Annotated in this window: 10 protein-coding genes and 1 riboswitch; of the genes, 4 read left to right on the top strand and 6 right to left on the bottom strand. The window is 39.5% G+C overall.

The annotated features are described in order from the left end of the window. Window positions 1-9: 9 nt before the first annotated feature. Genes JNUCC52_RS09510 through JNUCC52_RS09495 form a run of 4 tightly spaced genes read left to right on the top strand, consistent with a single transcriptional unit; the run spans window position 10 to window position 6,209 of the window. Window positions 10-1,005 carry an AAA family ATPase gene (locus JNUCC52_RS09510; protein ID WP_173477943.1) on the top strand — a complete coding sequence of 332 codons (996 nt, stop codon included), beginning with the start codon at window positions 10-12 and terminating at the stop codon, window positions 1,003-1,005. Beyond that, window positions 1,002-1,874 carry a DUF58 domain-containing protein gene (locus JNUCC52_RS09505; protein WP_173477942.1) on the top strand — a complete coding sequence of 291 codons (873 nt, stop codon included), beginning with the start codon at window positions 1,002-1,004 and terminating at the stop codon, window positions 1,872-1,874. Before JNUCC52_RS09510 ends, JNUCC52_RS09505 begins: the two co-directional genes overlap by 4 nt. An 11-nt stretch (window positions 1,875-1,885) precedes the next feature. Next, window positions 1,886-3,631 (top strand): vWA domain-containing protein, encoded by a 1,746-nt coding sequence (locus JNUCC52_RS09500; RefSeq protein WP_337981973.1) that lies wholly within the window; start codon window positions 1,886-1,888, stop codon window positions 3,629-3,631. Further along, window positions 3,615-6,209 (top strand): VWA domain-containing protein, encoded by a 2,595-nt coding sequence (locus tag JNUCC52_RS09495; protein ID WP_337981972.1) that lies wholly within the window; start codon window positions 3,615-3,617, stop codon window positions 6,207-6,209. The genes JNUCC52_RS09500 and JNUCC52_RS09495 overlap by 17 nt, the downstream gene beginning before the upstream one ends. 57 nt (window positions 6,210-6,266) lie before the next feature. Here JNUCC52_RS09495 and thiW read toward each other — a convergent pair whose 3' ends face one another. The 6 genes from thiW to JNUCC52_RS09465 all read right to left on the bottom strand — a co-directional run bounded on the left by thiW (window position 6,267) and on the right by JNUCC52_RS09465 (window position 12,510). After that, a complete protein-coding gene (gene thiW, locus JNUCC52_RS09490; protein WP_173477939.1) occupies window positions 6,267-6,758 on the bottom strand; it encodes an energy coupling factor transporter S component ThiW in 492 nt (163 codons plus the stop codon). A gap of 221 nt (window positions 6,759-6,979) precedes the next feature. Then, window positions 6,980-7,087: riboswitch (TPP riboswitch) on the bottom strand. Window positions 7,088-7,142: 55 nt separating this feature from the next. Beyond that, on the bottom strand, window positions 7,143-8,339 hold the full coding sequence (locus JNUCC52_RS09485; protein ID WP_173477938.1) for an MFS transporter: 1,197 nt from the start codon (window positions 8,337-8,339) through the stop codon (window positions 7,143-7,145). Between the two features lie 401 nt (window positions 8,340-8,740). Continuing rightward, window positions 8,741-9,814: an ABC transporter substrate-binding protein gene (locus tag JNUCC52_RS09480; protein ID WP_173477937.1), complete on the bottom strand. Its 1,074-nt coding sequence runs from the start codon at window positions 9,812-9,814 to the stop codon at window positions 8,741-8,743. Then, a complete protein-coding gene (locus tag JNUCC52_RS09475) occupies window positions 9,811-10,608 on the bottom strand; it encodes an ABC transporter permease (RefSeq protein ID WP_337981971.1) in 798 nt (265 codons plus the stop codon). Before JNUCC52_RS09475 ends, JNUCC52_RS09480 begins: the two co-directional genes overlap by 4 nt. Further along, a complete protein-coding gene (locus JNUCC52_RS09470; protein ID WP_173477935.1) occupies window positions 10,605-11,414 on the bottom strand; it encodes an ABC transporter permease in 810 nt (269 codons plus the stop codon). The genes JNUCC52_RS09475 and JNUCC52_RS09470 overlap by 4 nt, the downstream gene beginning before the upstream one ends. Then, entirely contained in the window at window positions 11,404-12,510 is a 1,107-nt protein-coding gene (locus JNUCC52_RS09465; RefSeq protein WP_337981970.1) for an ABC transporter ATP-binding protein, read from the bottom strand. Before JNUCC52_RS09465 ends, JNUCC52_RS09470 begins: the two co-directional genes overlap by 11 nt. Between the last annotated feature and the right edge of the window lie 13 nt (window positions 12,511-12,523).

The raw sequence follows: 12,523 nt of genomic DNA, 5'->3' as shown, positions 1-12,523 counted from the left end.
GGAGAAAACATGGCATTTACAGAACAACAGTATGTTGAAATGGGTACGAAATTACAACAAGTAAAGGATGAAATTCATCGCTTTATTGTTGGACAAGAAGAAGCAATTGATTACACGTTATATGCGGTCCTTGCAGATGGCCATGCGCTGTTAGAGGGGCTTCCAGGTTTAGGGAAAACGATGCTCATTCGTACAATTTCTGAAGTGCTCGATTTATCTTTTTCTCGTATTCAATTTACACCGGACTTAATGCCCGCTGATATTACAGGAACAAGCATGATTGAGCGAACAGCAGACGGCAGACAGCAATTTACATTCCAGCCTGGGCCGATTTTTAGTCAAATGGTATTGGCGGACGAAATTAACCGTGCAACACCAAAAACGCAAAGTGCCTTGCTTGAAGCAATGGGGGAAAAAACAGTTACGATTTTAGGTGATACGAAGAAAATGGCAAAACCATTTTTCGTTTTAGCTACACAAAACCCTATTGAAATGGAAGGTACATATCCGTTGCCAGAGGCGCAAATGGACCGATTCCTTTGTAAAATACTTGTTCCTTATCCCGAGAAAAGTGAGCTTATGGAAATTATGAAGCGAACAACAGGTGCGCAAGAAGTAAGCTTACAAAAAGTTTTGGATACAGATGGACTAATATTGGCACAACAAATGGTTAAGGAAGTGATGATTGCTGATGAGATGCTTGAGTTTGCAGCAGATCTTGTAGTGGCAACACATCCAGAAAGAGAAGAAGCTATAGATGAAGTAAAACACTATGTACAATATGGCAGTGGTCCAAGGGGCTTACAAAGCTTAATTAAATTAGCGAAAGCTAGAGCACTAATGAGTGGACGCTTTCATGTATCTGTAGGTGATATTAAGTCAGTGGCGAAGCCAGTATTCCGTCACCGAATGCTGCTGAATTATGAAGGGGAGGCTTCAGGTAAGACAGCAGATGACGTGATCGATGTGATTTTAGAAAAAGTACAGCAAGGCGTAAGTCGATGACAAAAAACATCCTGCCCGAAGATTGGTTAGCGAAAATTAGTCGTTTCCAAGTGGCGACTGCCTCCAAATTGCGTGGTCAACATAAAGGCTCGCATCGTTCGCAGCGCTTCGGGGCATCCCTCGATTTCTCTGATTTTCGCGAATATCATTTAGGTGATGACGTGCGACAAGTAGATTGGAACGTTTTTGCAAGAACCGATAAATATTTTATTAAACGTTTTTTAGACGAGCAAGAAATGCGCGTGCATATTTTATTAGATGCAACAAAGTCAATGGGCGATTCGGCTAAATGGACGTTCGCAAGGCAAATCGTTGCTTCACTTGGTTTAATGGTACTTGGACGAGATGACCGTTTATCGTTTACTTATGTGCAAGATGACGTAAAGCCACCTTTTCGTCGGAAAGGAGCAATGTATCGTCGTGCATTTTTGCAAGTTGTAACAGATATTGAAGAAGCAACTTATACAGCAGGCTTTGCACAAGGTGCATTAAAGGCTTTACCAAAGGATAGTACAGTGCTATTCATCGTGACGGATGGGCTTGAACCTATTGAGGAATGGGAGCAATTATTGAGAAGATTACCCCGTTTTGCAGGTGATGTCCGCATTTTACAAATCGTTACGGAGGAGGAGCTATCCCCTCATTATGCAGGAGATGTGCGTTTACTCGACCGTGAAACAGGACGTGATGTAAATGTCACAATGTCATCAAAAGTACTAAATACGTATGAGGCAAGACGTCGCCAGCACGAAGAGGAATTTGAAGCGATTTGCCGTCGCTTTGGTGTACGTAAACTGCAGCTTAAGGTGGAGGACGGGTTGCAACATGCAATCTTTCAGCAATTATTAAAAGCACATTGGATTAGGTGAGGTGAGCCGTTTTGGGCTTTAGTCAAATTATGTTTAGCTGGACGGCCATCATCCCGGTCATTGTCCTGCTCTATTATTTCTTTCGAAAAAAATATACCGATCAAACGGTGTCCTCAACACTTTTTTGGTCTGAAATTATGCAAGAAACAAGGGTTTCCCCATATTTAAAGCATTTACAAAAAAATGCGTTGCTCTATTTGCAATTGCTGGCATTGCTCCTATTAGTGCTTGCACTAATGAATCCGTATATGAAAAAAAGCACTATTGCTGGTGCGCAGACGATATTTATCGTGGATACGTCTGCTACAATGCTCGCTGGCAAAGAGCAATCCACATTTGATGCACATAAAAAAGAAATGCAATCATTAGTAGATCAACTTGAAGGTCGACCTATCACGTTGATTACAACTGGCAATACGCCACAAGCAGTACTACAGCAGGAAACGAATGTGAAAAGTATTGAAAAAGCGATACAAGATTTACATGTAACGTATGAAACTGCGCAAATGAATAAAGCGCTTGACGTCGCACAAGCATTTGTCGGTGATACACAAACATCGATTTACGTCTTTACAGATTCACTTGATAAAAAGCAATTGCCGATGGAGAAAAATTCAGTAAAATGGCTCGTATATGGTTCTGAGAAGGGGTTAGCAAATGTTGCGATAACACGCTTTGCCGCTACTACAGATGGGCAATCTACAATGGCATTAGTGCAGTTGCAAAATGATACCGACCAGAAACATGAGCTGACAATTGCATTACAAAATAGTCAAGGTGAAGTAGTAATCGAAGAGCAAATTTCTTTAGCAGAAAACGAGGCAACGACTAAAACATTTAAAGATTTACCGTTAATGGATACTATAACAGCTAACATTAATGTGGAAGATGATTATGTGGTGGATAATAAACAATCAGTTGTGCTTCAAACAGCTACATCGAATATCGTTGTCGATCAAAACATGCATCAACTTATTCAAAAGGGCTTCCAATCGATTAGCGATCATGTAAAGATAGTACCGTCATTACAACTAGCGGATAACGAAAATGCTACCATCGTAACAAACCAAACGTCATTACTTCAAAACATGCAGCGACCGTTAGTGTTAATTGGACGTGATGATGTAGAAAAAAGGGAAATCAATGGTGAGGTCAAAACAACGAGCGATGCTTTATTTGCATTTAGTGAGTTAAATGATATTTATGTAAGTGCTCTGTATCCTGCTTTTGATGGCTATAAGACAATTGCCACAGTAGGTGATAAACCATTTATTCAACGATCACCGCAAGGCGATATCATCGTTTTAGCTGATATTGCTGATACGGACTGGCCGTTATATCCTTCGTTCCCGTTATTTTTATGGAGTGCGACACAACAATTATCTGAATCAGTAGGCTCTCTTGGCATTTTCGTACCAAATGAGCAACGTTCAGTTGCGTTAGCACAAGGTGATTGGAGTGTCTATTCTCAGGACGATGAATTTTTATCGACAATCACTAATGGCTTAATAACTGCACCGATGCAGCCAGGTATTTACACGGCTCGCTCAAGCAGTGAAGAAAAACGCCTTATCGTGCAACTACAGGCACCTGAACGTGTAATAGAAGAAGGAACAAGTTATACACTTGGAGAACTTCAGCCTAATGGTAAGGAAGAAGTATCAAAGGCTTCATTTGTTCCTTGGTTAATACTCATTATTTTATGTTTGCTTGTAGCAGAGTGGGAGGTGCAACGACGCCGTGGATTTACGAATTGATACGCCATTAGCCTTATTGTTATTAGTACCATTGTTTATATACTTTGGATGGTCTTATTGGCAAGAGCGTATGCGCCTGAAAAAAAGTCATCTAGTCGTCATGAGCATTCGTATAATAGCAATCGGTTGTTTGGTTTTCGCACTCGCAGCGCCCTATATTTTATTACCAGTAAAGGACGAGCAAGTATTATATTTAATGGACCGTTCTGCTTCAATGAATAACACAGAAGCGGAAATGACTAGTTTTATAGAGGAAAGTTTGAAATCGAAAAAGGATGAACAACTTGCAGGGATTTACTCTTTTTCATCAACTCTCCAAACAGAAGCGATTTTATCGAAATCTTTAAAAGAAGTTCCTAAATTTACTGAAGTTAAAGGAACTGACCAAACGAATATTGAGCAAAGTCTTCAACTGGCTACGGGTATTGTCGATCCGAAAAAGGCAACAAGACTTGTTTTACTAACGGATGCTAATGAAACCCAAGGCAGTGCGATAGATTTTGCTACGAAGCTAAAGGGCTCCAATATTAGTGTAGATGTCGTTCCGTTCCATCAAAACGTGACGAATGATGTGTCACTTAAAAGTTTTGTCACACCACAAGTAGCTTATGTAGGTGAACAGCAGCAGCTTGTAACGGAAGTAAATGCTACAGCTGCAGAACAAGGTGAACTATTACTGTACGAAAATGATGAACTCATTCATCGTGAGTCGGTGGAACTTGCACAAGGTTCAAATGTTTTCACATATAAACATACCGCAACTGCAGAGGGGCTTGTAAAATATGAGGCACAGGTGCAAGTTGGACAGGATGCTATTTTTGAAAATAATAAATTAACAAGTATTACAATGGTGCAAAGCGAGCCACATTTACTTATTGTTAACGGCTACGATACGGCATCACCTATTGCTGCAGCGCTAGGGACGAATTCAATTTCCTATGATGTGATAAATGCAGCAAGCTTGCCAAATGAACTTTCTAGCTATTTGCAATATAACGCTATTATTTTTGATAATGTACCAGGCCACTTAGTCGGTGAAGCGAAGATGAGTGTTATTGAGCAGGCAGTTAAAAACTTCGGTGTTGGTTTTACAATGGTCGGTGGTGAAAATAGCTTTGGCTTGGGTGGCTATTTCAAAACGCCGATTGAAACATTGTTACCTGTTGAAATGGAGATAAAAGGTAAAGAGCAATTACCATCGCTAGGACTTGTCATCGTACTAGACCGTTCAGGAAGTATGTATGGTTCAAAATTAGAGCTAGCGAAAGAAGCAGCCGCACGATCAGTGGAAATGTTACGTGATGAGGATACGCTCGGGTTTATTGCCTTCGATGATCGCCCTTGGGAAATCATCGAAACGGCCCCCCTTGGTAATAAAGAGGAAGCAGTCGATACGATTTTATCAGTGACGCCTGGTGGGGGTACGGAAATATATAGCTCCCTTTCAGCAGCATATGATAGTTTGGCAGATTTAAAATTGCAGAGAAAGCATATTATTTTACTAACAGATGGACAGTCACAATCAGGCAATTATGAGGATTTAATTGAAAATGGGAAGGAACAAGGGATTACACTTTCTACAGTGGCGATTGGACAAGATGCAGATGGCAACTTACTTCAGTCATTAAGTGAAATGGGTAGTGGTCGTTTCTATGATGTTATTGATGAACAAACAATTCCTTCAATTTTATCCCGTGAAACAGCGATGATTTCCCGTACTTATATAGAGGACAATCCGTTTTATCCTACAATTTATAATGCAACTGGATGGAATACACTATTTGCAAAAGGTGTGCCACAAATGAATGCATATATTGGCACGACGGCAAAGCAGGGAGCTGCTGTGATAGCTGAAAGTGAGAAGGAAGACCCTGTATTGGCCCAATGGCAATATGGGCTTGGTAAAACTTTTGCTTTCACATCAGATTCGACAGGGAAATGGGCTGGTGACTGGGCAAGATGGCAGGAATGGGGATCATTTTGGCAAACAATCATTTCGCAAATGCTACCAAGCTATAATGATGTGGCCTATGATGTACGACTCGATACAGACGGCTCATTTCTCATCACTGATCCGACAAATGAAGCAGCGTTTTTAGATATTGTCGCTGTCGATGAAGCGGGTGAGGAGCTTGATTTACAGCTTGAAACGATTTCCGCATCGCAAGTACGGGCAGTAGTGCAAGCGAAACCAGGATTGATTTTTTTCCGTATTGCTGACGAAGAGCAGGCTATTTACCAGGCTGGTCTAAGCGTACCGTACAGTGCAGAATATGAATTACGTCCTGTGAATGAAACACTTGTCGAGCAACTAACGAAGCAAACGGGTGGCTCTGTCTTGAAAGAACCACAAGACGTGTTCCGTAATTTCACCAACAAAGGAGCAGAGCGCCAAAATATTGCAACATGGTTACTATTAACGGGGATGCTATTATTCTTCGTAGATATTACGATTCGACGCTTTGGATGGAGCTTTATAACAAGGAATAAGAAAGAAAAGCCTGTTGAAGAAGCGACTGTCCAGTCAGAGGATACGAATGTTGCACAGTTATTAAAAGGCATGAAAAAACGCTCATAAATAAAAAACGATGGCACAATGCAAAAAGCATGTGTCATCGTTTTTTTATAAACATAGCTATTTCGTAATAAGAAAATGGGGCGCAGTTTTCCGTAGACTGCTAGCCATCATCATGCCAAGAACGGCCCCGATTAAACTAGATGTAAAAAATGCAGGCATAAAAAATAATGCACCGACAGACGTTCCCATAAATAATTGCGCATATGGAACAGCGACTAATGAGGCAAGAATACCTGTGCCAAATACTTCACCAGCACCAGCAAGCCAATTGCTGCGACTGTATTTATAAGCAAAGGCCGCACATGCTGCACCGATGACGCTTCCAGGAATCGCTAAAAGGGAGCCTGTGCCTGTTAAGATACGAATCAATGCTGTAACTATAGCAACGACGATAGAAGGCATAGGACCTAATAGAATGGCACAGATGACGTTGATCGCATGTTGTACAGGATAGGCACGTGCAATGCCAGTTGGAATGGAGACAAAAATAGAGCCTGCTACTGCAATAGCTACTAATAAAGCCATAGTAGTTAGTTTTCGAATAGACATGATAGTTACTCCTTTTAGTTTTGTGCGATGAATCGCCGATAGAACTCAGTGAATCGCCGATAAAATGTGAGAAATCGCCGATAAAACGGGGCAAATCGCCGAGAGACCTCACAAAATCGCCGATAAAATCGGACAAATCGCCGATAGCACTGCCTGATGAATACAAAAAAGCCGCTTCCTAGTAACGAAAGGAAGCGGCCTTGCATTTTTAAATTACACAAAAGCAAGTGTCGCCACTTCCCTCCGCTAGTGTGAACTAGATCAGGTTCAAAGGGTCCGTATATGAACATATACGTCTCAGCCTTGTAAAGACTCCCCTAGTGGTGTTAAACGATTTAATTTTTCGATAATAAATGTACCATATTTGAAATAATTGTCAATGGACTAATTTGAATCAGGATGCATAAGATGTGGAGCCTTTTTTACGGTCCAAATGAGCGCTAGTAAGAAGCATGTCATTAAAATAATCGACCCGAATATATACGGACTGTTCATATCCCAGTCAAATAAAAGACCCGCAAGTGCAGGACCAATCATATTTCCAAGACTCATATAGGCATTGGTAAGTCCAGCGGCTAAGCCTTGCTCATTGCCAGCAAGCTTAGAAATCAGTGTGTTGACTGCTGGACGAATAAGTGTTGTTGCCGTAGAGAAAATTGTTGCGACAACTAAAATTAATGCGAAGCCAGAAACAAATAATATGAGGAAGATTGCTACAGCAGCAATAAATAAATTGACTAATACAACTTTCATTTCCCCATAGCGCTTAAAGAGTGGTGTGATAATGAACATTTGCACAATAACACCGAATGCGCCACCTACAGTTAAGATGATTGCAATATCTGGAGGTGTATAGTTAAATTTCTCGGTTACAAATAATGATAATGTCGTTTGGAAATTGGCGATTCCGAACGAAAACACTAGCATAATAATAAGCATGACAAAGTAAGGCATTTGGACTGAACGCGCCATCTGCTTCGCAAGATTTTCTTGCTTTTGTGCTTTTTGAGCAGCAGTTGGTTTTGTAGAAGGTAATAACACCAACGAAAGGATAGAGGCTATAATAGCCGCTCCTCCAGCCATAAAGAATGGGAAATGCAAACTAACTTTAGAGAGGAACCCGCCAATACCTGGTCCAATCATAAAACCAAGAGACATAGCAGCACCTAACATGCCCATCCCTTTACCTCGTTCTTCATACGTTGTGATATCTGCTACAAATGCCATAATTGGAGGTGCTATAAAGGCAGAACCTAGCCCTCCTAAGAAACGAGCAACAAAAAGCATCCACACATCTGTAGATAGCCCAAATGAAATTTGCCCAATACCAGTTACAATCAGACCAAAAACAATCAAATTTTTTCGACCATATCGATCCGAAAGATTCCCAGCAATTGGAGAAAATATAAACTGTGCAAAGGCGAACGTTGCAATTAACATGCCAAGAACTTGTCCTGCAGCACCAAATATGTGTAAGTACTTTGGCATGACAGGAATAATAATTCCGATACTCCCCATTGCGATAAACATATTAAACATTAAAATGTACAAAGCCGCCTTGTTGGACTTCTGCTGGGTCATCGTATACCCCCCTTTTTTCTATTGAAACATTCCTACAGTCTATCATAAAGAAATATTGCTTGGCTATCAGATTATAGTCGTAGGTGAATGACTTGGTTAGCGGAACGAAGACATTGTTTTTCCTCAGAATAATACCGTTGATTTCCGCTCCTTGCGGTCGCTTTTCGTGGGCACACGGTAAGCCTCAACCATTTCGGTGCGCGTGGTCTGTTGCTTCTTACGTGTTGTGTGTTACCGCAGGAGTCGCTGCCCCTCCGCTCCAATCAACTGAACACATCGAAAGTGAAATTCTATATTAGAACGATTAAAAGAAAAAATGACAAAAGACATCAAATATTTAACTCTTGATGTCTTTTGTCGACGCTATGAGAGAGAAAAATATTGTTTTTTCTCTTTAGTATTTATCGAATACTCATTTTAAATTCTAAAAACAATTCATTATATTTTCCTAAATAATCTGGACCAAGGTTTTTATATACTTCTAATGTTTTACGTTGCTCCTCGGAAGGGTAGAAGCGCTCATCAGCTACAACTTCTTTATCCATTAATTTTGTCGCTGCAATATTAGGAGTAGAGTAGCCTACATAATCCGCATTTTGAGCACCAGATTCCGCATTTAACATAAAGTTAATAAAAGCATGTGCACCATCAACATTTTTCGAAGTTTTTGGGATAACCATATTGTCAAACCACAAGTTCGAGCCTTCCTCTGGAACAGCGAAGTCTAAATCTTCATTTTCGAATAACATATCTGCTGCTTGACCAGACCAAGTGAGGGCGACAGCCGCTTCATTATTAATCATCAAAGGTGTAATTTCATCACCGATGATTGCTTTCACATTTGGAGCGAGTGTAATTAGCTTATTTGTAGCTTGACGTAATTCTTGATTATTTAACGAGTTAAGAGAATGACCAAGACTATTTAAGCCCATGCCAATAACTTCACGTGCACCGTCTACTAAAAAGACTTTACGTTTTAACGAGGGATCCCATAAATCTTCCCAAGAAGAGAAATCTAAGTCACCGACTAAATCTGGATTATAAACAATACCTACTGTGCCCCAGAAATAAGGAACAGAGTATTCATTGTTATCATCAAATGGTAAATCGAGAAAATACGGATCGATATTTTTAAAATTAGGTATTTTCGTTTTATCTAAAGGAAGGAGTAGGTTTTCCTCCTTCATTTTTTCAATCATGTATTCAGACGGCACGGCAATATCGTAAGCCGTACCACCTTGTTTAATTTTCGTCATCATAGCCTCATTTGAGTCAAATGTTTCGTAAATAACATGGATACCCGTTTCTTTTTCGAATTGCTTTAGCAAATCAGGGTCGATATATTCTCCCCAGTTAAAAATAGTTAATGTATCTTTACCACTTTTACCACCGTTCGCACTCATTGCGTCAGCAGCGTACATTAAAAGGGCGGACACGACAAGAATGGCAATGGTTGCTTGAATTAAATTTTTCATCGTTGTCCCTCCGTTCTTTTATTTGTACGGCTTGTAAAGAAATAGTAGCCAACTACAACTAATATCGTTACGAAGAATACTAAACCAGAAATTGCGTTAACCGTTAACGAAATACCTGCACGTGCCATCGAGTAAATTTCAACAGATAATGTACTAAAGCCATTTCCTGTTACGAAAAATGTTACGGCAAAATCATCCAATGAATAAGTTAAAGCGAGAAAGAAACCTGCAAAAATACCAGGCTGAATATACGGTAAAATAACGCGCATCATCACATCTTTTTTTGTAGCACCAAGATCTAAAGCTGCATCAATTAACGACTTATTCATCTCAAGCAACTTCGGTAAAACCATAAGTACAACAATAGGAACACTAAACGCTACATGGGCTAATAATACCGAAGCAAAGCCTAGTTTAATGCCAACCATTGTAAATAATATTAAAAAGCTTGCACCAATAATTACATCTGGACTAACGATTAACACATTATTTAAGGAAAGTAGGGTATTGCGCATTTTTGAATCTTTTACTGTGACAATACCGATTGCTCCTAATGTGCCAATAATTGTGGAAATTAGGGCAGAAAGCAGTGCCACGATTACCGTATTAATTAAAATAACGATTAGCCTTGAATCTTCGAAAACTGCCTTGTAATGGTCCAATGTAAAGGATTGAAAGTTATTCATGGAATCCCCACTATTGAATGAGTAAAAGACTAAGTAAAAAATAGGTGCATACAGGACGATAAAAACGATCGCTAAATACACTTTTGCAGATGTTGAAAGTTTGCTCATCGTACGCGACCTCCTTTATCCTTTTGACCTGTAATAAGCATAATGATCACCATAAATAAAATTAAAAATACGGCTATTGTTGATCCCATGCCCCAGTTTTGCGTCACAAGGAATTGCTGTTCAATTGCTGTACCAAGTGTAATGACACGATTTCCTGCAATTAAGCGAGTAATCATAAATAGAGATAAAGCTGGAATAAATACAACTTGAATCCCTGATTTAACACCATCCATCGTCAATGGTAATACAACGCGACGGAATGTTGTAAAAGCAGATGCACCTAAATCGCGCGCTGCGTATACAAGCGTTGGATTTAGACGATCTAATGAGTTGAAAATCGGTAAAATCATAAATGGTATGAAAATATATACGGAAACGAAGACAAAGCTAATATCGGTGAATAGCATTTGTTTCGGATCAAAGCCAAATACTTCAATAGCAGCGTTGATTGGGCCATATAAACCAAAAATCCCAATAAACGCATATGTTTTTAACAATAAATTAATCCAAGACGGAATAATAATAAGCAATAACCATAGCTGCTTGTGTTTCGTCTTTGTTAAAAAATAAGCCGTCGGGTATGAAATAAGCAGTGTAAAGAAAGTGATTAAAAACGCATACCAAAACGAACTAAGCGTCATTTTTAAATAGACAGAAGAGAAAAAGGCTTTGTAGTTATTAAGCGTAAAATTGCCATGTAAATCTAGTAGGGAATAGTAAACAACGAGAGCAATCGGCGCAATAACAAAAAGTGCAATCCATAAAACGTATGGAAATAACGCTGATTTCGAAGTTTTAGTTTGCATCTTCGTCATCTCCATAGGATTCTAGACGTTTATCGAACTCTTCCTCAGTTTCATTTAAGCGCATTACATGAATGGCTTCTGGATCGAAGTCTAGTCCTATTTCTGTCCCTACTTCAGCTTTTTTCAATGAATGAACAAGCCATTCATTGCCTGCCTTGTCATACGTGGAAAGCTCATAATGTACTCCACGGAATAATTGTGTATCTACCTTAACAACTAATTTTCCTTTGTCGACTGTTGTAATTTCTAAATCCTCGGGACGAATAACAATATCAATTTTCTCATTTGGTTTCATCCCTTGGTCAACACACTCGAACACTTCACCAGCAAATTCAACTGTAAAATCTTCTATCATCACACCGTTAACAATGTTTGATTCACCGATAAAGTCGGCAACAAAACGGTTAATTGGTTCATCATAAATATCTACAGGTGTGCCTGATTGTTGAATTTGACCTTCGCTTAGTACAAAAATTTCATCACTCATGGCAAGGGCTTCCTCTTGATCGTGTGTAACAAATACAAAGGTTTTGCCGAGTCTTTGCTGTAATTCACGAAGCTCATACTGCATTTCTGTACGTAGTTTTAAGTCTAATGCAGAAAGTGGCTCATCAAGTAAAATTACTTCTGGATCATTCACAATGGCACGTGCGATAGCTACGCGTTGACGCTGACCACCTGACATCTCAGAAATTTCACGATTTCCATAACCTGCTAAATTGACAAATTTAAGCGCTTCTGACACACGTTCTTTAATATTTTTTTCAGGAAGCTTTTTAATGCGTAGTCCAAATGCAACATTTTCAAAAACGTTTAAATGGGGGAATAACGCATAATCCTGAAATACTGTGTTAACTTGGCGTTCATTAGCTGGAACAGTATTTATTTTTTTATCGTGGAAGAAGACATTACCTGTAGAAGGTTCTGTGAAACCAGCAATAATACGTAAAATAGTTGTTTTACCGCAACCAGAAGGACCAAGTAACGTATAAAACTTTCCTTTTTCAAGCTCTAAATTAATATTTTGTAGGACGACTGTACCGTCACTATATGATTTTGAAACATTTTCAAAGCGGATAATTGAATTTGTTGTCATTGAAGCGCCTCCT

The sequence above is a fragment of the Lysinibacillus sp. JNUCC-52 genome (assembly GCF_015999545.1).
Classification (GTDB): Bacteria; Bacillota; Bacilli; order Bacillales_A; family Planococcaceae; genus Lysinibacillus.
This window is presented reverse-complemented; position numbering and strand designations above follow the sequence as displayed.

What these genes read in the sequence shown, in the direction of transcription:
- thiW (WP_173477939.1), bottom strand. Translation starts at nt 6,758, where the DNA reads ATGTCTATTCGAAAACTAACTACTATGGCTTTATTAGTAGCTATTGCA.
- JNUCC52_RS09510 (WP_173477943.1), top strand. Translation starts at nt 10, where the DNA reads ATGGCATTTACAGAACAACAGTATGTTGAAATGGGTACGAAATTACAA.
- JNUCC52_RS09465 (WP_337981970.1), bottom strand. Translation starts at nt 12,510, where the DNA reads ATGACAACAAATTCAATTATCCGCTTTGAAAATGTTTCAAAATCATAT.
- JNUCC52_RS09470 (WP_173477935.1), bottom strand. Translation starts at nt 11,414, where the DNA reads ATGCAAACTAAAACTTCGAAATCAGCGTTATTTCCATACGTTTTATGG.
- JNUCC52_RS09505 (WP_173477942.1), top strand. Translation starts at nt 1,002, where the DNA reads ATGACAAAAAACATCCTGCCCGAAGATTGGTTAGCGAAAATTAGTCGT.
- JNUCC52_RS09480 (WP_173477937.1), bottom strand. Translation starts at nt 9,814, where the DNA reads ATGAAAAATTTAATTCAAGCAACCATTGCCATTCTTGTCGTGTCCGCC.
- JNUCC52_RS09485 (WP_173477938.1), bottom strand. Translation starts at nt 8,339, where the DNA reads ATGACCCAGCAGAAGTCCAACAAGGCGGCTTTGTACATTTTAATGTTT.
- JNUCC52_RS09475 (WP_337981971.1), bottom strand. Translation starts at nt 10,608, where the DNA reads ATGAGCAAACTTTCAACATCTGCAAAAGTGTATTTAGCGATCGTTTTT.